The following is a 20,911-nucleotide window of genomic DNA, read 5'->3' as shown; positions in this document are numbered from 1 at the left end:
AACAAGAGAAAGAACGCAAAAAAGACAGCATTTAAAAGAAAACATTCATTTTCTCTTAAAGCTGTCTTTTTAGGTTCACGTATGTTTAAGAAGCTCCAGCTTCTTCATATTCAATTGTTTCTTCCTCTTCGCCTAAGCGATGATATTCATTTAATACAGCATCTTGGATTTTACCCCGAGTGCTTGAATTAATTGGATGTGCAATATCGCGAAACTCTCCATCAGGCGTGCGTTTGCTAGGCATTGCAACAAACAACCCATTGTTTCCATCAATCACACGAATATCATGAACAACAAATTCGTGGTCCAGCGTGATGGATGCAATCGCCCTCATGCGACCATCGGTATTCACGCGGCGTAATCTTACGTCAGTAACTTCCACAGTAGTTCACCACCTTTTCCCAATATAAAAGCATTACTTAGGTATTCAACGATCGTAGTGATTCTCCTGCTCTTTTTTTAAACTTTTTTTGAAATATCGGGATATTTATACATTATTTGTCATATCGGTGACGACGCTTACATTCTCAGCATAAAAAAAGACATCATGATGATGTCTTTTCCTGCATATGATGAAACCAAACGGCTTTCATTGAGAGTGCCTGTTTATTTTACTAATGCAACTACTTCTATTTCTACAAGCGCATCCTTTGGAAGTCTTGCCACTTCCACACATGAACGAGCTGGCTTATGTGTATGGAAATACTCACCGTACACTTCATTCACTTCAGCGAATTGTTCCATATCTTTGATGAAAACAGTTGCTTTCACGACTGTTTCAAAGGAAGCACCTGCTGCTTCAAGTACAGCCTCAAGATTACGGAACACTTGATGTGTTTGTTCTTTAATATCTCCATTGACAAAATCTCCAGCTGGGGTTAATGGAATCTGCCCTGAGCTGTAAAACATGTTATTGACAATAATTCCTTGAGAGTAAGGTCCAATGGCTGCTGGTGCATGTTTGGTTTGAACAACTTTTGTCATATCAATCTCTCCCATTCAAATACATGTTTGATCAAAGCTTACGCTTTCGGATGAAAAAACTCGTGGAAATTGCCTTCATTGATCTCAATGATTTTTTGCTTCATATCAATGGTCGAAAGCTTTAACAATGAAACATATTCATCGACAAGACGTTCATCTACGCCTTCATCTTCTAAAAGAACACCGATCCCTGCAACATTTGCATTAAATTCCTCAAGCAAATTCATCATGCCGTTAATGGTTCCGCCCGCTTTCATAAAGTCATCAATGATCAACACATTGGAGCCTTTATCTAAGCTGCGCTTTGCAAGGGACATGGTTTGAATTCGGTTAGACGAACCTGACGCATAATTAATACTGACTGTTGATCCTTCGGTTACCTTATTATCTTTTCTAACGATCACAACAGGCACATTTAAATAACCCGCAACAGAATAGGCAATTGGAATACCCTTTGTCGCAACGGTCATGACGACATCAATCGCACGGTCCGCAAAGATGGTCGCAAACAGCTTACCGATTTTCGCAAGAATCGATGGATTGCCTAAAACATCGGTTAAATATAAATAACCGCCAGGAAGTACACGTTCAGGAGTTGATAATGCCTCTCCGATATCGTTTACTACGTCATCTGCTTCTTTTAGGTGAATTTTTGGAATATATTTCACTCCGCCAGCAGCGCCAGGTACTGTAAGCAATGTGCCTATTCCCTGCTGTTCGAAGGTCTGTTTGATAATCGTTAAGTCTTCACTAATGGAGGACTTTGCAGATTGATAACGTTCTGCAAAAAAAGTTAAAGGTACTAGTACGTGCGGGTGGGCTAACAAATAATTTGTTAAGTCCACCAATCTGCCGCTTCGACGAAACTTCATGAACTTACCCCCAGAACCCGAATAATTTATGAATAATATAACTTAATATACGGATTTAATCAAGGGCATTTTGTTCGCCGATCATGCGGACAGCGTATACTTGATCACAAAATCCTCTCAGTCCGTTATATATTCTTTGTACCTTCGATTCATATTGAATCAAGCCAAATACAGTTGGGCCGCTTCCACTCATTAATACAGCATCAGCACCGAAACGCTTCATCTGTCTTTTGATCATATCTACTTCCGGATACATCTTTAATGTCACAGACTCCAGAACGTTACCGAGTGAGCCGCACATCTCTTTATAGTCTTTCGCTTCAATGGCTTCAATCATACGCTGTACATTTGGGTGTTCTACTTTGCTTGCGTCATATTGTCTATAAACTTCAGCTGTAGATACCCCAATCACCGGCTTCGCTAAAATCACCCAACAATGCGGCGGTGTCGCGATATGCTTCAGTTTCTCTCCACGTCCTGTCGCTAGTGCTGTGCCTCCGTGTACACAAAAAGAAACATCTGAGCCGATCTCCGCTCCAAGCTCAGCCAATTCATCTAACGTGAGATTTAACTTCCACAAACGGTTTAAACCGCGAAGCGCTGCTGCAGCATCACTGCTGCCTCCAGCTAAACCTGCTGCAACAGGAATTGCTTTTGTGATGACAATCGATACCCCTTTTTGAATACCGAACCTTGTTTTGAGTAATTTAGCCGCTTGATAAGCCAAGTTACGCTGATCATCTGGCACAAATCGATTATGAGATGATACACGGATTTCATCTTTTTCCAGCTCCGTCAGTTCAAGTCGATCTGCAAGGTCTATTGTTGTCATCACCATCTCCACTTCGTGATATCCATCCGGTCTTTTTCCATGAACATCAAGTGAGAGATTAATTTTTGCCGGTGCTTTTTCTAAAATACGCAAACATTTCACCTACTTCTCCATCTAAACATAAGTATCAATATTGTATCACATTTGATGGATCTGATGAATATTGGCTTTTACGCCCAGCACACTGACTTTTTCAGCAAAAAAAGCCAGAGACACCCGAGGTATCCCTGACCATTTTTCTATCGTTGATTCTCATCCTGAGCCATGTGCTGCTGAGCTAATTCGATGGCACGTTTGACCATATTACCTGCGTCACGCGCACGAATTTCTCCCCAGCCTCCATTTTTGACGGTATCATAAAATCCAAGATCCTTCGCCAGCTCGTATTTGAACTCATCTGACATAATGCCTCGGCGTCTACCCAAACGAAACAGCCCCTTTAGTCGAGAATTCGAATCAGTGCCACTGCTTTTGTGGCTTTCTTATTTTGTATCGAATCCTTTCTTTTACCCCTTTCAAAAAATGGACAGACTCCCATTCAGAAAAAAAGGCAAAACAAAAAGCAGTAAACAAGAAGTTCACTGCCCATTAATAGGCGACTGAGCTAGCGGCATCATCGAACGTTAATTCGACCGTCTCAGTCAGTATATCTGCATAACTGTAAGAAACTCTTTCAAACGAATTCTCATCTTGATCTAATTGAATCACAAATACAGAAGGGTACGTTTCAGCTAAAATGCCCGAACGCTCAATTGTTTTACGGCGGCCTCCGTTAGCCTTTAACGTCAAACGTTTACCTAAGTTACCATCAAGCGATCTTTTGATGTCGGACAAAGTCTTCGCCATTGCATCCACCTCACTGAGATAATTATACAACAACGGCCCGTTTTTGTCAAATAAAAATTAAATTATATCAACCAACACGAGCCATTGTCAACAAAATAATTTTGACAAACTTCTACCTTTTCTCCTCCCTATTTTTCTCAAATTCCGGTGAATTATGTATCCTATTGAAATTTCTTTTTGAACATAAAAAAAACCAGACTGAAATCAGTCGGGTTATGTCGATTCATGGTCTTTTTTATATGGCATACCTACCCGTAAAACACCCTTCGTCTCGATGCCTCCAAGGCCTTTTTCTCTTGTTAATGTATTACGAAGCACATCCCACACATTGATTCGATCTACAAATGGAGTGAAGCTGATCTTCGCAACGATATACACGGGATCGAGCGCATGAATGTTCACACGTGAAGGTGAGCTTGCAAAATTGGCACCTGCTTGGATCAATGACTCGAAATGAGATTGACAGGCGCCTGCAAAGATCACAAGTTGATCTAAATGAGGAATTTTTTTTCTTGCTTTTTGAACCGTTTCAACAAAATGACGAGAATGGCGATAGGCACCGATATCATTTACGCCGCCCTTTTGCTTGGAATACGCATCATGCCCTGTAATGACTAAAATATCAGGCCGATATTGATCAAGTAACGAATCGATCACGCTTGGCATTTTCTTCTCATGACAATGCACTCCGTACACAGGCACACCTATTCGTTCATATACGTCTAAGCATTTCTTTAAGTATGAAGCATCTCCATCTAGATGAAGGACCTTTCCAGGCATGTGAAAATACTGCTCCTGATGCTGATATTGTCCAGATGTATAATACTCTTGTTTTTCACGCAGCAGCTGATAATCCTGTCTTAGTAAGTCGAGCGATTCGTTAATTTTCCGTTCGTCGTCCTTTTCCCTTGTCAGCTGCTCCTCTTTTTGAATCAAGACGAGATCCGACATCTTAGCATCAGCAATCAGCCTCACTTCATTCCCATGCAATATGGCAGTGGCTTCGTGCTGATCTGTCTCATCAATTCGAATGATTCGAAACATAATATCCATTTGATAGGATGCCCTCGTCACCATATCTCCTATTTGAAATTGCATGCTTTTCACTCCACAATCAGGCTCATATCCTGTTGGTATCGTCTTGCACTAAACATGTTCGTCTTTCATATGTGCTGTTCTTTCTAGCCTATGCCCGAACAGTTGAAGTGGTGAAAAACAAAAGAAAAAAGCCCTTACGAAAGGGCTTTTTGTAAAACATTCGACAAACGGGCAAATTCCTCAATGGACAATGATTCTCCGCGCCGCTTTCCATCAATATCTGCTGTTTGAAGTGCTTCCTCGATGATCACTTTATGTTTTTTTCCATCAGGTAGATTGTTCATCAAATTATTCATCAATGTTTTCCGGCGCTGGCCAAAGCTCGCTCGGATCAATTGAAAGAAAAACGCATCATTTTCTACTGAGACAGCAGGCGTTTCACGAACAGTCAGCTTAATCACAGCCGAATCGACATTTGGCTGTGGAACAAAAACCGTTTTAGGCACAACCATCACCGTTTTTGCTTCCGTATAAAATTGAACTGCAATAGAAAGTGAATTGTATTCCTTTGATGAAGGGACAGCTGCCATACGATCTGCTACTTCTTTTTGCAGCATGACCACAATCCCTTTCAATGGAAGGTTTTCTTCTAGCAATTTCATAATGATCGGGGTTGTCACGTAATATGGAAGGTTGGCAACAACCATCACTTCCTTACAGTCAGCAAAATTTTCTTCGATGACCTTTCTCACATCCGCCTTTAACACATCTTGATGAATGATCGTGACATTATCATATGGAGAAAGCGTATCGTTTAAGATAGGCAATAAACGCTGATCGATTTCAAAAGCGGTGACTTTCTTTGCACGTTTAGCGAGCTGCTCTGTCAATGCGCCGATACCAGGCCCAATTTCAATGACGCCGGTCTCATCTGTAACCTCTGCGTGATCGACAATGCGATCTAAAATATTTGTATCAATTAAGAAGTTCTGCCCTAAGCTCTTTTTAAAAGAGAAACCGTACTTCTTCAGTATTTCCTTCGTTCTGACGGGTGTCGCAATATCTTTATTCATCGGCTTCCTCCTGCATGACGGTCTTTAAGGCCGCAATAAAATCATGTTTGGTTATTTGGAACATGTGAAGGCGCTTTTGGAGCTGCTTCGCATTGGTATATCCTATATTTAAAAGCATACCTAGTCGTTCACGGCGGCGTTTCGATGCTTCGCCTCCGATAAGGCCTGCGTCAAATAAATCGTCTAATGTAATGTCACTTTCCGATTCTTCCATTTCTTCATGGACATGGGCAAGACATTCCCGAATACTGTCCAAGGAAGCATGCTCGACACCAATTCCTTTATCCCGCTTCGCCTTCGCAAGATGTTTTGGCAAAAAAGCGTGCTTACAGCCAGGAACCGCCTCTGCGATGGTTTTACGGATCTTCTCACCAGGAAAATCGGGATCTGTTAAAATAATGACTCCTCTCGTCTCCTGAGCAAGACGCACTTGTTGAATGACTGTATCGCCAATGGCAGATCCGTTTGTTTCGATCGTATCTGCATCCACCGCCATTTTCACTCTGGCAGTGTCATCACGACCCTCCACCACAATGATTTCTTTGATTTTCATGTATTCCTCCGCTTGCAAAAACAATCTACATTTTTTGGTTAAAAAAACGAAACCTTTCATGCTGCTTTTGCGTCTAATTAATTAGAAAACAGTGCTTCTATTATAACCAAAAAAACAGAGGGTGCGCAAAGCCCTCTGTTCATATAAATGATTTGATGTGTTTATTTGAGTACTCTAATCTTCACTCGTTTATTTCCCCATTGATAAGCTGCCGACTTACTTGGGACGAACACATCAATTTTATTCCCTTTTATAGCAGATCCAGTGTCTGATGCAACGGCATATCCATAGCCTTCCACATACACTTTTGAGCCCAGCGGAATGACACTCGGATCAACTGCTATGACCTTTGCACCCGGATTTGCTTTTAAATCAAAGCCTGTAGACGTTCTGCCCGTACATCCAGCACAGCTCGCTGTATAGGCTGTTGACGCCACATAAAATTCTTTTCCTGACGATTCATTGCTTCGTGAAACCGCAGGGGACGCTGTAGGCTCCTTTTTGGTCACTTGTGTACCAATCGCCACTAAACGGTCCTTACTATCTTTTTCGGTCACTTCTTTAATCAATTCTTTAGACACCACTTTGCCGTTTTCTTTCACAATGGCATAGTGCTTCTTCAATTTACCTTCTTCACCTTTTTTAAGCACCTTCTCTTTTCCTTTTTCAAGAGAATGATCCTTTTTATGTTTGGTATCAAAAGCAATTTTCTCTTCCACTACATCGGTGACTTTTTCCACCCGAGTGATCTTAATATCTGCGCTCTTTTTAGAAAGGTTACTATGTAACGCAGGCTTGATCTTATCGTGCTTCTTGAGCTTCAGCTCTTGTTGCTTTAAAAAGTCAGCGACCGTAGTCGAAGTGGTCCACACTTTTTTATCTTTTCCTCCATCATTTAAGCTGACCTGGAAGGCCTGCTGAACCACAAGATTCATATCCTTTTTTAACTTGTCATTCTTTCCTGGAGTTACTTGATCGTGCTTCCCAATATCTATCTTCTCATTCTTCAATAATGCTCCAACCGTCTGATCTGTAGTCCATATCGTTTTCTCTTTCCCGTCTAGGGTCAGATGAACCGGTATAGCCGCATCATACACAATGTTCATGTTGTCTTGAATTTTTGTATTTAGACTTGGAGAGATATGATCCTCCGCCTTGGTCCTTATTCCAAGGTCTGAAAGCAGCTGAGCTACTGTCTCTTCATGTGTACGAATTGTCTTCTCTTTACCATTGATTGAAATGGTAATAGACTGCTTAGTGAGCTCATGCGCACCGTAAGCCGTTCCAGTCCCAGCTAAAAGCAAGCAAACAACTAGTAATAAAACCTTGCCTTTTCCTAGCTTAACAGAAAACAGATTTTTCATTTTTTGTACGATGAAAAACGCCTCCTTCTCCTCGGAGAGATTATATAGAGTATCTCAAAACCTGTCAACCCTTCCACCCACTGTACAAAAATGCTCGATTGTAAACCTATTATGGGAGATTTATGGAAGGAAGGGAAGAAAGACTTATCGACAACTTATCCTATGAGGAGGCGCAAACGTGTAGAACTTTTTCGTTATGTTTCACAATTGGACAAGCTTAAACAAGGATTGACATCATATACTGTCAGTTTATACGGAAAACTTTTTTTGCATTTTTTGTTGTCAATTCAGCAAGCTCTTCAAAGCTGATTTCTCTCAGCTCCGCAATCTGTTCTGCGATATATTTCACATAACTTGGCTCGTTACGTTTCCCTCTAAATGGCACGGGCGTTAAGTATGGGCAGTCTGTTTCAATCAAAAGCCGGTCACTTGGTATCTCCTTTACAACTTCCTTTGGCTTTTTGGCATTTTTAAATGTCACGGGTCCACCGAATGAAATATAAAAGTTCATCTCCATACACGCTTTTGCAGTTTCCAGACTGCCAGTAAAGCAGTGCATAATACCTCCAACCTCAGCTGCTCCCTCTTCCTTTAAAATCGTCACGACATCTTCCGTTGCGTCACGATTATGAATAACGATTGGAAGATTCACTTCCTTCGCAAGAGCAATTTGGCGTCTAAAGACTTCCTTTTGCACATCTTTTGGCGACTTGTCCCAATAGTAATCCAGACCCATTTCTCCAATCGCTACCACTTTTTCGTGTTGAGATAAATCTTTGATCCAAGCCAAATCCTCATCTGTCATATCAATAGCATCGACTGGATGCCAGCCGATAGCTGCATATATGAAATCATACTCTTCAATTAACTCCATCGCTCTCGTAATTGTTGGGCGGTCAAACCCTACCACCACGATTTTCTCAACTTTTTCGCTTTTCGCTCTTTCGATCACCTGCTCTAAATCTTCATTGTATTGTTCGGCATTTAAGTGGGCATGTGTATCAAATAACATGGTTGATTGCTCCTTTCGACAATTCTCCTAAAAAACAAAAGGTGTTCGACGAAATGTTACACGTGGAACACCTTTGTTGATTTATAAAATTTTTGTTCCATTTGCTAGAGATTGATCTACTTCAAGAACCTGCAATTTCCCGCCAGTTTCTCCTGTTAAAATCATTCCCTGGGAAATTTCCCCTCTGAGTTTAACTGGTGTAAGATTCGCTACGCAAACGAGTTTCTTCCCTACTAATTCCTCTGGTTGATAGTGCTTGGCAATCCCAGAAACTATTTGTCTTTTTTCAAATCCAAAATCAAGCTGAAGCTTTAAGAGACGATCCGCTTTTTTAACTGGAGCTGCTTCCAATACCTGTGCAACTCGAAGATCGACTTTTGAGAAATCATCAAATGCAATTTCTGCTCCCAGCTCAGGTAATTCCGTTTCTTCGATTTCCACTTTCTCTTCTTCTGCCTTAGGTGCACTTCCCTGCATTTTTTCTTTAATGTAGGCTACTTCTTCTTCAACCTCTAAACGCGGGAACAAAGGCTCTCCTTTTTGTACCGTCGCTTGTTGAATCGCACCAAATGATAGGATACTATCCCAACTTTTGAGCTTCTCTTCTTCAATTCCAAGCTGGAAGAAGATTTTCTCAGGTGTTTTCGTTAGGAATGGCGTTAAGAGTACTGCTGTGATTCGAAGTGATTCTGCTAAATGATACATAACAGAATGCAGTTCTTTTCGTTTTGTTTCATCCTTTGCCAGCACCCATGGAGCTGTTTGATCAATATATTTATTGGTTCTGCTGATTAATGTCCAAACATTTGAAAGAGCCACAGAGAATTCAAGGTTTTCCATCGCCTCTTCATAGGCTTTGACTGTTTGCTCAGCTACTGCTTTCAGTTCCTCATCAAACTCATTAACAGGACCCTTATAGCTGCTTAAAGTGCCGTCAAAATATTTTTGCACCATCGCAACTGTACGATTAAGCAAATTACCTAAATCATTGGCAAGGTCATAGTTTACACGTTCCACGAATCCTTCTGGTGTAAACACACCATCCGCACCAAATGGTACTTCGCGAAGCAGATAATAACGAAGGGCATCGAGGCCATAGCGATCAATTAATGTGACCGGATCTACCACATTCCCTTTTGATTTAGACATTTTGCCATCTTTCATGAGCAGCCAGCCGTGTGCGAAAATTTGTTTCGGCAGAGGCAGATCTAATGCCATCAGCATAATCGGCCAATAAATCGTATGAAAGCGTACAATTTCTTTTCCTACGAGATGTACGTTGGCTGGCCAATATTTTTTATATTTTTCATCTTGATCTGTTCCATAGCCAATCGCAGTTAAATAGTTGAATAACGCATCAATCCATACATAAATGACGTGTTTTGGATTGTTAGGAACTTTAATTCCCCAATCAAAGGTTGTTCTTGATACTGCTAAATCCTCTAAACCTGGTTTAATGAAGTTATTAATCATTTCATTCTTTCTTGATTCAGGCTGAATAAACGATGGATTTTTTTCGTAATAATCGAGCAAACGGTCCGCATACTTACTCATGCGGAAGAAATAGGATTCCTCTTTAATTAATTCAACAGGGTGACCGCTGTCAGGGCTTTTCCCGCCAATGACTTCCCCTTTCTCATTACGCTCAACATCAACGAGCTGTGTTTCTGTATAGAATGTCTCATCAGGAATACTGTACCAGCCCTCATATTGATCTAAATAAATATCGCCTTGATCAAGCAGTTTTTGGAAGACTTGCTCAATGATTTTCGTATGTCTTTTTTCCGTAGTACGAATGAAGTCATCATTCGAAATGTCGAGTTTCTTCCATAATGATTGAATGTCTTCTACGACTGGATCTAAATACTCGATCGGTGTGATATGTTGTTCTTCAGCTTTTTGCTGAATTTTTTGTCCGTGCTCATCTGTACCCGTTAAATACATCACATCATAGCCTTGAAGACGTTTATAACGAGCCATAGCATCTCCTGCTACTGTCGTATAAGCATGTCCAATATGTAATTTTCCGCTCGGATAGTAAATAGGTGTTGTCAGATAAAACGTTTTTTTCTTTTCTGGCATGTCGGAACCTCCTGCGTGTGTGTAAATGTCAAAAACTCCCGCCCAATGGACGAGAGCGGTTATCATCATTACATGAAAATGTGTCAGATCAATTCATTCAATTTTGCACTTGTGCTTTCTCTATGATACCATCTTAGCCTTTAAGATCAAGCATATATACATAGAACGAGATGAAATGATCGAAAAAGATGAGTTTTTCGAAAAAAACGACAAACCCGTCGACATTTTGTCGAATATTGTCGTATGAAATCTATTTCCAGATTTACAATTGGCTAAATTAGGGCAAAAGTCTTGTTAATCTGAACTCGTCATTTCTTAAATTTTCATAGAAAAAGCCTGCAAAATCCTTATACATCAGTAGTTTCAAGGTCTTTTGACTTTAAGAGTCATATTTTACAAACAATAGTAAACAAAATGATTGACGATTTATGGAAACCTTGTTATGCTAGGAATGTAAGGAATTTGTCGAATAATGACGAAGATAATATTATTTTAAGAATAAGTTCTTTTTGGGAGGAGAATGAAGATGAAATCTACAGGTATTGTACGTAAAGTTGACGAATTAGGACGCGTGGTGATTCCAATCGAACTTCGCCGTACGCTAGGAATCGCTGAAAAAGACGCTTTGGAAATTTATGTTGATGATGAAAAAATTATCCTAAAAAAATATAAACCAAATATGACTTGCCAAGTAACAGGTGAAGTATCAGACGATAACCTTAAGCTTGCTAATGGTAAATTAGTTCTTAGCCGTGAAGGTGCAGAGCAAATCATTAACGAAATCCAAAACCAACTTCAATTACAAAAATAAGGTTCATATAAAAAAGGTTCTTGCACCGTTTGCAAGAACCTTTCTTTATTGTTCAATATGATAGGCATCGTATATCGTGCGCTTTGGCACACCACGTTCAACAGCTGTACGTTTAATGGCTTCCTTCGACGTTAATCCTTCCTCTATGTAATGGATCACATGTTCTTTTTCAGATAAGGACGTCCACCATGCTTCTTCATTCAGCTCTTCTTCAGCTTGATCATTCCCTTGTACCACAAGACAGAACTCACCTCGGATTTGATTCTCCGCAGTCCATGTCAGCACAGACTCTAAATCTCCACGGATAAACTCTTCGAATTTTTTCGTCAGTTCTCTCGTAATTGCGATGTTCCGATTCCCCCACACTTCCTTCATCAAAGTCAGCGTTTCTTTTAATCGATGGGGCGCTTCATAGAAAATGATCGTTTCTTGGCGTTTCTTCAAGGTTTCAAGCTGCTTTTTCTTTTCTTTTTTTTGACGGTCGAGAAATCCGTAAAAGAAAAATGGCTGAGGCGCGATTCCTGATGCAATGAGTGCCGTTAGTGCAGCATTGGCGCCAGGTAACGGAATGACATAGCCTCCGATGCTAGTAAAATCTCGAACCACTTCAGCCCCTGGATCTGAAATCGTCGGTAAACCGGCATCACTCACGAGTGCGATATTTTTCCCTTCTTTTAGCCATTCGATTAACTTGTGGCCGCTGCTGTCCTTGTTATGCTCATGATAACTCGTTAAGGGTGTATCAATCTCGTATACATGACACAGCTTTTTCGTTTGCCTTGTATCTTCTGCGGCAATATAGTCTACATCTTTTAATGTTTGTATCGCTCGGAACGTCATATCTTCTAGATTTCCAATCGGGGTTGGGACGAGATAAAGAATGCCCATGCCAGATTGACCATCAAAGCTTTTCTGTGTCTTTTTCATGTGCCGCCTCCTTTTCCATTCGCATTTCTTCTATATAAATGTCTTTCTTTTTCCTCGTCCACGTTTTGAAACGATATTCTTGCTGCATGGCTTCTCTTTTGGTTGCAAAACATTCATGATAAAAAAGCTCAACTGGCCGTCTCGCTCTTGTATACTTTGCTCCCTTTCCACTATTGTGGGTCATCAGTCTTTTTTGTAAATCATTTGTATAACCCGCATACAGGCTGCCATCTGCACATTTTAATACATAGAAATAATGATCATGCTTCTCCATACAGTATCGTCCTGATTTCTTCAGTATACTCTTGGTCTTCTCCATAAACAAAAAGTGGCGGTAGGATTTTCAAATCCGGCTTTCCATCTTTCATCCCTTCCACTAAAATGGTGTTCGCTTCTTTTCCTTGTTTCGGATAAACAAATTGAATTCGTTTCGGCTCAATTCGATATTTCTTCATTATTTCAACAATCTCAAGCAGGCGCCCAGGGCGGTGAACCATTGCCAGTTTGCCTCCTTGTTTCAGCAAAGTGGAAGAAACACGAATGACATCTTCTAATGTACAATGAATTTCATGTCGTGCGATCGCCAAATACTCATTTTCATTGATTTCATCTTTAGAAGGAGTTTTAAAATATGGCGGATTACAAGTAATCACGTCTACTTTGTGGTTTCCATACCGTTTTGGCATATCATTCAAATCACCATGAATCAATTCAATCTGATGCTCTAGTTGATTATACTCCACACTTCTTTTTGCCATATCAAACAGCCGGTCTTGAATTTCAACACCCGTAATCGAGGCCTTAGATCGAGTCGAAAGCAGCAATGGCACGATGCCATTTCCGGTACAAAGATCTATGATCTCCCCTTTTTGGATCGGTACATACGCAAATTTAGCTAATAACACTGCGTCCAACGAAAAGGCAAACACAGTTTTACTTTGTATAATCTTCATATCTTCGGCGAGCAAGTAATCTAAACGTTCATCTTCTCTTAACGAAACCATGATGTATCCTTTCTTTTCCTGTGAAAAAGGCTCCCGATTCAGCGGAAGCCTTTTCTCATTTTTTATTTAAAAATGACAGACAGAACAAACAGTCTCCCTCTTTACGAATGCTTCCATAATGTACATTACAAATATGGAAGCCCTCCTGATATAACCGGGCCAGGTTATCATGACCTTCTCCTATATCAGAATGACTTGGCTTCTGGGCAGAATCATTCTCTGCCTCAGACGATTTGTCTCGATCGGACTGATCCAGACGTTCACGCAAGTGCTGATTCTCCATCTGCAGCTGATGATTTTCTTCAATCACTTCACCGATATGATTTTTCAAATCACCTAACTGGCGATAAAGAGAACCGATTTGTTCTTCTAAATTAATCACCGTATCAAATAGTTCCTTTTTATCCAAGGTGGCACACCTCGTTACTCAGTTGTTTGTGCAGATACAACGCCTTCTTGTAATAATTCTTCCCATGTATATTCTATCACTTTTTCTTGCCCGGTTAATTCAACTTGCAAAATTCGTTCTAAAATGTTGAGCCCTACTACCTTTGCAGAGCCATTAGACGTCTGAATCGTTTCGCCGATATCCGGTAATTGTTCTTTCGCTGTTTCATACTCATCATTCTCATATTTCAAGCAGCACATCAAACGGCCGCAAAGTCCTGAAATTTTTGTAGGATTTAACGATAGATTTTGATCCTTTGCCATCTTAATAGACACTGGTTCAAAGTCTCCTAAGAATGTCGAACAGCAAAGCATACGCCCGCAAGGACCAATGCCGCCAAGCATTTTTGCCTCGTCTCTTACGCCAATCTGGCGAAGTTCAATTCTCGTTTTGAAGATTGATGCAAGATCCTTCACCAGCTCACGGAAATCGACTCTGCCATCTGCTGTGAAGTAGAAGATGACCTTGTTTCGGTCAAATGTAAATTCAACATCAACGAGTTTCATTTCTAGCCCGTGTTCACTTACCTTCTGAAGACATGTATCAAAGGCTGTCATCGCTGCTTCTTTGTTTTCCTCAACGATGAGCCGGTCTCGTTCGTCTGCTACACGAATGACTTTACGCAGAGGGAGAACCACATCGTGTTCATCTACTTTTTTGTTGGCGATGACCACTTGCCCGTACTCAACCCCTCTGACCGTTTCTACAATGACACAACTATCATTTTCTATATGAAATCCATTAGGATCGAAATAATAGATTTTGCCCGCTTTTTTAAAGCGAACACCAATTACGTTGTACAAGCTTATCCCTCCTGCAACATCAACACCAATTGCTCCATCAGCCCTTGGGCATTCACGTTGGATTGAAGTCTCTTTTTCGCTTCTAGTACAGCAAGGATCTGGCTGGTCACCATCTGCTGTGTGGAATGCAGCGCATGCTGCTTCATTGTCTGGAATAAGTCTTGATAAATGACTTTATCTTCATTTCCTATTTGAATCGACAATACATCACGATATATAAATAAAAGCATATCCAGACCTGTTTCTTGAAGGTCTTTCTCTTTGAAAAAAGGCATCCATTGATCCTGTATATAAAAAAATGCATGTTCTTTTCGCTGGTGTAAGACTTCATACAATTTTATCACTTTCGCTCTAGACTCTGCAAACTGATCATTTCGACTTAATTCGAGTGCTTCTGCTAAATTATTGGTTAAATTCGACAAAAGCCTTGCGAGATGCTGAGATACGCCTTCTTGTAAAAGCTGCTGCTCCAAGGATTGTGGCTGCAGCGGCTGAAAGCTGAGCATCTGGCATCTTGAAATAATCGTATCCAGCATTTTATGCGATTGCTCAGTGATTAAAACCGCCATCGTTTCCCGATTAGGCTCCTCTAGGAACTTCAATAAACTGTTCGCGGCATTGACCGTCATTTTGTCCGCATGAAGAATAATATACATTTTCCGGTGAGATTCTACACCTGCTTTTGTAAATTCCTCCTGCAGTGCCTGCACTTGCGCCTTCTTAATTGATTGGCCATCAGGCTGTACAAGATGTAAATCGGGATGGTTTCCTGATGCAATCCTTTTGCAGTTTTGACAGGATTCACATGGTTTCACTCCTGATTCCAAACAAAAGAAGCTCTTAGCCAAAAGCATCGCTGCATCCAGTTTTCCTGTCCCTTTTTTTCCTTCAAATAAGTAGGCATGCGCAAGTCGGTCTTTATCAATACTATTAAAAATCAGCCGCATGACGCGCGGCTGCAAATCATTCATGTCATCCCAGCTAATTGCCATGTTATCACTCTCTATGTGTAAAGGTTAATCAATAAACCTTTTATTTCTCCAATACGTTCAAGCAAATCAATAGATGGTTTCTCTTGATTCATCATATCCTCTGTTAATTCAATCAGCTTTTCATCCAGCGCTTTGACTAAAGCGAGTGTACGTGTGTTGCCATAAATGTCAAAGCTCCTTGATGTTTCTATATTTAAACCATTATCGACTGTCTCTTTCACAAAGCGCTTCACCAGTCCTTTAAACTTAGCCAAGTCCTTTAGGTTTCGTGACTTTGCGAGCTTTTTACCGAACACTTCGATATCACTCAGCATGACCGTCAGCTGTTCTAAGCGCAGTTTGCCGCTTTGCGTCTCCATCGAAGCTTTAAAGGAGGCAGATGTCTGGCTTCCTTTCATCGCTTGAAGTTCACGCTTTTCTAAACGCAGCCGCATATCTTGATTAATTTTCACAGCAACCCATCCTTAAAATTGATGAAATTGTTCAACTGGCAGAATAAAGACAGTAGCTCCGCCAACTTCAACCTCAACAGGGTATGGTACGTATGAATCTGCATTTCCACCCATTGGGGATACGGGCGCGATCATTTGATCACGTTTACGGCAATTTTCTTTTATAAGCTGTAATGCCTTATCCACCCGGACATCATCACAACCAATAATAAAAGTCGTATTCCCAGACTTTAAAAACCCACCAGTTGAAGCTAATTTTGTCACGCCGAAATGATGTTCAGTCAATATTTTCAACAACTTGCTGCTATCTTGGTCCTGTACAACGGCAACAATTAATTTCATTTGATTGGCCTCCTTTATTTTAGGCACAGATGACATGCCGATGTCTTCCTCTATATTATAACAACGATTGGGAATTAGGTCATATTTGATTTTGCTTTAATGTGTCCTGAATCAATTGAAGGACTTCTTCATAGACAGCCTGCATCGGCTGAGACGCATCCACTACACGGAATCGTTCTGGTGATTGTGCAATAAGCAGTTCATAGCCTTCTCTGACCAGCTGGTGGAAATTCAGCGTCTCCATGTCTAATCGATTCTTTTCTCTTCCCTGGTTGGCATCAATTCGCTTTAGCCCTTCCTCAGGTGTAATAGAAAAATAAATGGTCATTTGCGGCATCGTGCCATTAATAGCAAAGTCGTTAATTGACTTTACTTCTTCAATCCCAAGCCCTCTCGCATAGCCTTGATAAGCAAGGGAGCTATCGACAAAACGATCACATAAAACTGTCTGCCCGCGCTGTAATGCCGGTTCTACCTTTTCAGCCAAATGCTGTCTTCTTGCAGCTGCATACAGCAAAGCTTCTGTTTTTGCGTCCATTTTTGTGTTTTTTTCATTTAAAATGACTTCACGAATCTGCTCTGCAATGTCAATGCCGCCAGGCTCACGAGTGGCCATCACTGCATAACCTTGGCGTTCCATTTCTTCATACACTTTCTGAATCACTGTCGTTTTTCCGGCACCCTCCGGCCCTTCAAACGTAATAAACATACCGCTCATAGTGTCTCCTCTTCTATATCAACATATAATTTTCTCTGATGTATCACCTGACTGGCTTGAACATGAACCTGATGTCCAAGCAAACGGCTTAAAGCCGCAATTTGCTCAATTTCAATACGCTCTCCCTTAACGATCAAAGGAATACCCGGTGGATATGGAATAACCGATTCTGCACTAACCCGGCCTACTGCATGTTCAAATGAAACGGCTTCTATATCCTGTCTATGCTCATCGTTCTCAATAGCCAGCGCCTCATGTTGGATATGATCTTTTCCTTTGAGCAATGAATCACTTTGATTAAGGGCCTGCTCTATTCGTTTAAAAGGTATATCCTTCTTCTGTTCTAAACCAAAGACAAGTAAAACCTGATGTTCGTCCGCAAGCTCTGGGTGAACTTCCACTGATTCAAGCACTCGTTTTAGTTCATAACCAGTCAGCCCTTTTGTTGATCGAATAACACATTTTAATGGATCGTTAGAAAGCAATTCAGACTCGACCACTTCAAGCTGAGGTATACGATTGAACTCATTTTTCAGCTCTGCCAGCCCTTTCATGATTCCATCCAAGATCCCTTTTTCCTTGATCTCCTCGACATAAGCTCTTGCCACATCTAATGAGGCCATAATTGGATAGGATGGAGAACTGCTTTGAAGCATCGTGAGGAATGTTTTCAAGCGTTTGGCATCCATTCGCCCCCCCTGAAGATGAAGGTAGGATCCCATCGTCATGGCCGGAAGGGTTTTATGTGCTGATTGTACCACCACGTCAGCTCCATAGGAAAGAGCAGATGGAGGAAAAGCGCCTCCTAATACAAAATGTGCACCATGTGCCTCATCGACCAAAACGATCATACCCGCTTCGTGGCACATGTGAATCAGTTTTGATAAATCAGCTGCATGCCCATAGTAGTTCGGATAAGTCAAAACGATCACCCGGCAATTAGGATGTTTTGCTATGGCTTTCTTTACTGTTTCATCCGTCACATGTGTTGGAACATGCAGGTGGGGGTCTACCTCAGCTTCTACCATAATAGGCGTTGCTTCTGCAAGCTCAATCGCATGGTAAACAGACTTATGACAATTTCGCTGGACGAAAATCTCATCTCCCGCACGACAGGCTGCCATCACCATCGCTAAATTTCCGACAGTTGTCCCATTCACAAGGAAAAAGCTTTGATCTGATCCATATAGCTTTGCCAATAAATGTTCAGCCTCTTGAATCACACCAGTTGGATGATGGAGATCATCTAATCCTTCAAGCTCCGTTACATCCAGCTGAAGAATGGACTCATAATAAGACCGTGCCTCATCAAAAAAGACATCTCCATTGTGATGTCCTGGAACGTGAAAAGAATAAGGCTTCTTTTCCGCATGTTGTGCTAATGCTGTATATAAAGGTGTTTTCAAACAAATCGACCCTTTTCACTTTAACGATATCTTATGTCTATTATAACGTTCATACAAAGGAACCGAAAGATGGATTCTCATTCCTTTATTGGTTGATGATTCGTCAGCTGCTGTTCTGCCTCATACATGCTGTTTTTCAATCGAACTCGCTCTTGGCTTCCATGCTCTTTCACCTGTAACGTTTCCTGTAAGGTTTCGGCTAATTGGCGTTGAACCTTTTTCAACGTATCTATAGGTGCAAAAGCTGCCTCTTCAAGAAGCTCCCCCTGCTGCTTTGATACCTTTTCATATGTTTTTTGAATTCGATTCTCAAGAGCTGAATTGGCACGCTGCTGAATATGCGTTAACGCAATCGACATTTGGTTGATCCATAGAGGAATAGATGCAGAAACAGTGGATTGAATGTGATTAGCCAATGTATGATTTGTATGCTGGATCATTCGAATTTGGGCATTACATTGCAACGCAATTTGCCGGCTTAGCAGCAAATCATGTTTCCGTTCCTTCAGCCTCTCCATATAATCTTCTGCATTGACTTCCTGACTCATCAATTGCTCCTCTATAGTCCGATTACCAGTCTGCTCCGTTTCTGATATGATCTGCTTCTCTAAAGTTGTCATCTTCGCTTCAACTGCTGCAACCTGCAGCGTCATCTCTTGGAAATAAGTTTGATTTTCTTCAAATAAACGCTCTAATAACATATGGTCCGAGATTAATCCGCCTTTTGCGTAACGAAGCCTTGCTGATAATCTCTCGATCTGTGATTTTGCATGTTGAAAACGCGATATGATTTCCTGAGTAGAACGCTTCTCCCGCTGAAACAACTTCAAAAAAAAGCCCTGCTTCTTTGGCAGTAAATCCTCAGGTTCTACTATATGCAGCTGCTGCAAAAAAGCCTCAAGCACGTCTCCTATTTGATCGATATCTTTTTTCTCAACGTATTTCATCATTTGTTGTGATTGCTCCATCAATCGTTCCTGAACACGTGTACCATAGAAAAGCAGCTTTTGCGGATTGTCAGGGATCTGCACAGCGCGCTGCAAGGCTTCTTGTTTCTCCTCATCAGATAAGGTATCAAACACCTGAAACTGAAGATCTGTAGTGGAAGCAGATGGTGTTGGGATGTGATCTTCTGATTTCATTACGTTTGACTCCTTTCATTATTTCTTTATCATTTTATCTGCCACTTCAAGCTCAATATGAAGGGCTTCTATGTCTCTTCCTAATACTTGCTGCAAATCATTCGTCAATTGCTTTTGCAACTCTGTCAGCGTCACTCGAGTTTGGCTCAGTGTCATTTCCAGCTCATGACTGCGATCAGGCTGATTATATAATAGTGCATATTTTTCAGTTAGTTCAACGACAGAATCCAAGCTTTCGAAATAAAAACGCTGTGCATCATAAAATCGGGTCGGCTCTTTTTTTGTAATCGTATAGATTCGTCGTGCAAGTCGAAGAATTTCATAATTATGTTTGATCGTCTGTACGTTCTTCACAGCAAATAAAGCCTTCTTTAAACGTACGAGCTTTTGTCCTGCTTCTTTTAAATGTTGTTTGATATATACATAATCACTACGAGACAGTCCGTGTTTCTTTAAAAACAACTGGAAAGCAACCCATCTGCTCCCTGCAAACATCACGCCCCACCCCATCATCGCATACAGTATCGATAATCCAGCATGATGATGGAAAACCCCAATACTGACGGTTAAAATCACAAGCGAAAAAAAAGTAGAGAGGATGGCCCATATAAATGTATAAAAAATTGATTTCATGTTCATCGACTCCTATGAATAATCAGGCTCTCTGTTTATCTTATTATTAATTACGGATGATGTCCAAACTAAGTTCCAAAAAACAGGCCCAATCCTTCATGGCCCATAAAAAAAGACCATCTAATGGTCTATGAATACAAAGGCGGCGTATGAAGATTTTTAAGCTTTCTAACATAATCGGCATAGCTAGGATCCGAGGTCGATGTAGAAATTAACTTTCGCTCACATTCTCGGCACAAAAACTGATGATATAAATAAATTCCCTTTGTTTTTTTCTCTTCACAAATCAAACAAATCGCTTCCCGCTCTTTTTTGCTCATTGTGACACCTCCACTTATAGCTTCAGTATGCCCTAGCGCTTTCAATTGTATACAAAATTAAGAATGTTTTAGATGGTAGTTTAGTATATGTATCCATGTCAGATCGAGTGTTTGTTCCTTTTCTTAAAAAACAAAAAAGACCAGTTCCGCATGGAACTGATCCTTATAGAAGCTTGGCGGCGTCCTACTCTCACAGGGGGAAACCCCCAACTACCATCGGCGCTGAAGAGCTTAACTTCCGTGTTCGGTATGGGAAC

General features: G+C 40.9%; 26 protein-coding genes and 1 rRNA gene. 1 reads left to right on the top strand and 26 read right to left on the bottom strand.

Annotated elements, in window-relative coordinates; translation table 11 throughout:
* Positions 1–85: 85 nt before the first annotated feature.
* The 12 genes from spoVG to metG all read right to left on the bottom strand — a co-directional run bounded on the left by spoVG (position 86) and on the right by metG (position 10,656).
* Positions 86–382 (bottom strand): septation regulator SpoVG, encoded by a 297-nt coding sequence (gene spoVG / locus ACLGGR_RS18665; RefSeq protein ID WP_008357439.1) that lies wholly within the window; start codon positions 380–382, stop codon positions 86–88.
* A 224-nt stretch (positions 383–606) separates the two neighbouring features.
* On the bottom strand, positions 607–984 hold the full coding sequence (gene ridA, locus ACLGGR_RS18660) for a 2-iminobutanoate/2-iminopropanoate deaminase (RefSeq protein WP_024425639.1): 378 nt from the start codon (positions 982–984) through the stop codon (positions 607–609).
* A 38-nt stretch (positions 985–1,022) separates the two neighbouring features.
* A complete protein-coding gene (purR, locus tag ACLGGR_RS18655) occupies positions 1,023–1,856 on the bottom strand; it encodes a pur operon repressor (RefSeq protein WP_024427197.1) in 834 nt (277 codons plus the stop codon).
* Positions 1,857–1,911: 55 nt separating this feature from the next.
* Positions 1,912–2,781 carry a 4-(cytidine 5'-diphospho)-2-C-methyl-D-erythritol kinase gene (gene ispE / locus ACLGGR_RS18650; RefSeq protein WP_142946813.1) on the bottom strand — a complete coding sequence of 290 codons (870 nt, stop codon included), beginning with the start codon at positions 2,779–2,781 and terminating at the stop codon, positions 1,912–1,914.
* Between the two features lie 146 nt (positions 2,782–2,927).
* Positions 2,928–3,113 carry a small, acid-soluble spore protein, alpha/beta type gene (locus tag ACLGGR_RS18645; protein ID WP_012008653.1) on the bottom strand — a complete coding sequence of 62 codons (186 nt, stop codon included), beginning with the start codon at positions 3,111–3,113 and terminating at the stop codon, positions 2,928–2,930.
* Between the two features lie 163 nt (positions 3,114–3,276).
* Positions 3,277–3,534, bottom strand: a complete 258-nt coding sequence (gene veg / locus ACLGGR_RS18640) for a biofilm formation stimulator Veg (protein WP_024425637.1) — start codon at positions 3,532–3,534, stop codon at positions 3,277–3,279.
* 213 nt (positions 3,535–3,747) lie between these two features.
* Positions 3,748–4,632 (bottom strand): sporulation peptidase YabG, encoded by an 885-nt coding sequence (gene yabG, locus ACLGGR_RS18635; protein WP_024427198.1) that lies wholly within the window; start codon positions 4,630–4,632, stop codon positions 3,748–3,750.
* A gap of 134 nt (positions 4,633–4,766) precedes the next feature.
* Positions 4,767–5,645, bottom strand: a complete 879-nt coding sequence (rsmA, locus tag ACLGGR_RS18630; protein WP_142946798.1) for a 16S rRNA (adenine(1518)-N(6)/adenine(1519)-N(6))-dimethyltransferase RsmA — start codon at positions 5,643–5,645, stop codon at positions 4,767–4,769.
* Positions 5,638–6,198 carry a ribonuclease M5 gene (gene rnmV / locus ACLGGR_RS18625; RefSeq protein ID WP_060595350.1) on the bottom strand — a complete coding sequence of 187 codons (561 nt, stop codon included), beginning with the start codon at positions 6,196–6,198 and terminating at the stop codon, positions 5,638–5,640. The genes rsmA and rnmV overlap by 8 nt, the downstream gene beginning before the upstream one ends.
* Before the next feature lie 161 nt (positions 6,199–6,359).
* The gene (locus ACLGGR_RS18620; RefSeq protein ID WP_251217150.1) at positions 6,360–7,562 is read right to left on the bottom strand and encodes a G5 and 3D domain-containing protein; all 1,203 of its coding nucleotides are present in this window, start codon (positions 7,560–7,562) and stop codon (positions 6,360–6,362) included.
* Between the two features lie 244 nt (positions 7,563–7,806).
* Positions 7,807–8,574: a TatD family hydrolase gene (locus ACLGGR_RS18615; protein ID WP_048239541.1), complete on the bottom strand. Its 768-nt coding sequence runs from the start codon at positions 8,572–8,574 to the stop codon at positions 7,807–7,809.
* Positions 8,575–8,655: 81 nt separating this feature from the next.
* Entirely contained in the window at positions 8,656–10,656 is a 2,001-nt protein-coding gene (gene metG / locus ACLGGR_RS18610) for a methionine--tRNA ligase (protein ID WP_410973653.1), read from the bottom strand.
* A gap of 520 nt (positions 10,657–11,176) precedes the next feature.
* Between metG and abrB the strand changes: the two genes are divergently transcribed.
* Complete coding sequence (abrB, locus tag ACLGGR_RS18605) at positions 11,177–11,467, top strand: transition state genes transcriptional regulator AbrB (RefSeq protein ID WP_410973652.1); 291 nt, start codon at positions 11,177–11,179, stop codon at positions 11,465–11,467.
* Positions 11,468–11,512: 45 nt separating this feature from the next.
* Here abrB and rsmI read toward each other — a convergent pair whose 3' ends face one another.
* From rsmI to rrf, 14 genes are all read right to left on the bottom strand, one after another.
* A complete protein-coding gene (gene rsmI / locus ACLGGR_RS18600; protein WP_251217152.1) occupies positions 11,513–12,394 on the bottom strand; it encodes a 16S rRNA (cytidine(1402)-2'-O)-methyltransferase in 882 nt (293 codons plus the stop codon).
* A complete protein-coding gene (locus ACLGGR_RS18595) occupies positions 12,369–12,668 on the bottom strand; it encodes a GIY-YIG nuclease family protein (RefSeq protein ID WP_251217153.1) in 300 nt (99 codons plus the stop codon). Before ACLGGR_RS18595 ends, rsmI begins: the two co-directional genes overlap by 26 nt.
* Entirely contained in the window at positions 12,655–13,398 is a 744-nt protein-coding gene (locus tag ACLGGR_RS18590) for a tRNA1(Val) (adenine(37)-N6)-methyltransferase (protein WP_410973651.1), read from the bottom strand. Before ACLGGR_RS18590 ends, ACLGGR_RS18595 begins: the two co-directional genes overlap by 14 nt.
* A gap of 55 nt (positions 13,399–13,453) precedes the next feature.
* Entirely contained in the window at positions 13,454–13,807 is a 354-nt protein-coding gene (gene yabA / locus ACLGGR_RS18585; RefSeq protein ID WP_024425629.1) for a DNA replication initiation control protein YabA, read from the bottom strand.
* A gap of 14 nt (positions 13,808–13,821) precedes the next feature.
* On the bottom strand, positions 13,822–14,649 hold the full coding sequence (gene ricT, locus ACLGGR_RS18580) for a competence/sporulation regulator complex protein RicT (protein WP_024425628.1): 828 nt from the start codon (positions 14,647–14,649) through the stop codon (positions 13,822–13,824).
* Between the two features lie 2 nt (positions 14,650–14,651).
* Entirely contained in the window at positions 14,652–15,641 is a 990-nt protein-coding gene (gene holB, locus ACLGGR_RS18575; RefSeq protein ID WP_024425627.1) for a DNA polymerase III subunit delta', read from the bottom strand.
* A gap of 11 nt (positions 15,642–15,652) precedes the next feature.
* Positions 15,653–16,093 (bottom strand): YaaR family protein, encoded by a 441-nt coding sequence (locus ACLGGR_RS18570; RefSeq protein WP_142946791.1) that lies wholly within the window; start codon positions 16,091–16,093, stop codon positions 15,653–15,655.
* Between the two features lie 12 nt (positions 16,094–16,105).
* A complete protein-coding gene (locus ACLGGR_RS18565) occupies positions 16,106–16,435 on the bottom strand; it encodes a cyclic-di-AMP receptor (RefSeq protein ID WP_024425625.1) in 330 nt (109 codons plus the stop codon).
* Between the two features lie 79 nt (positions 16,436–16,514).
* The gene (gene tmk, locus ACLGGR_RS18560) at positions 16,515–17,153 is read right to left on the bottom strand and encodes a dTMP kinase (protein ID WP_048239529.1); all 639 of its coding nucleotides are present in this window, start codon (positions 17,151–17,153) and stop codon (positions 16,515–16,517) included.
* On the bottom strand, positions 17,150–18,559 hold the full coding sequence (locus ACLGGR_RS18555) for an aminotransferase class I/II-fold pyridoxal phosphate-dependent enzyme (protein WP_410973650.1): 1,410 nt from the start codon (positions 18,557–18,559) through the stop codon (positions 17,150–17,152). The genes tmk and ACLGGR_RS18555 overlap by 4 nt, the downstream gene beginning before the upstream one ends.
* 77 nt (positions 18,560–18,636) lie before the next feature.
* The gene (locus ACLGGR_RS18550; RefSeq protein WP_410973649.1) at positions 18,637–19,701 is read right to left on the bottom strand and encodes a toxic anion resistance protein; all 1,065 of its coding nucleotides are present in this window, start codon (positions 19,699–19,701) and stop codon (positions 18,637–18,639) included.
* Positions 19,702–19,719: 18 nt separating this feature from the next.
* The gene (locus tag ACLGGR_RS18545) at positions 19,720–20,334 is read right to left on the bottom strand and encodes a 5-bromo-4-chloroindolyl phosphate hydrolysis family protein (protein ID WP_048239524.1); all 615 of its coding nucleotides are present in this window, start codon (positions 20,332–20,334) and stop codon (positions 19,720–19,722) included.
* 128 nt (positions 20,335–20,462) lie between these two features.
* Entirely contained in the window at positions 20,463–20,654 is a 192-nt protein-coding gene (locus ACLGGR_RS18540; RefSeq protein ID WP_024425620.1) for a sigma factor G inhibitor Gin, read from the bottom strand.
* A 171-nt stretch (positions 20,655–20,825) separates the two neighbouring features.
* A 5S ribosomal RNA gene (gene rrf / locus ACLGGR_RS18535) occupies positions 20,826–20,911 on the bottom strand; the annotation flags it as partial.

Origin of the sequence: Bacillus sp. BD48, assembly GCF_046566805.1 — a bacterium.
In the GTDB taxonomy this organism is placed as follows: Bacteria; Bacillota; Bacilli; order Bacillales; family Bacillaceae; genus Bacillus; species Bacillus safensis.
Note: the sequence above shows the minus strand (reverse complement) of the source record. Positions and strands in the feature narration are given on the sequence as shown.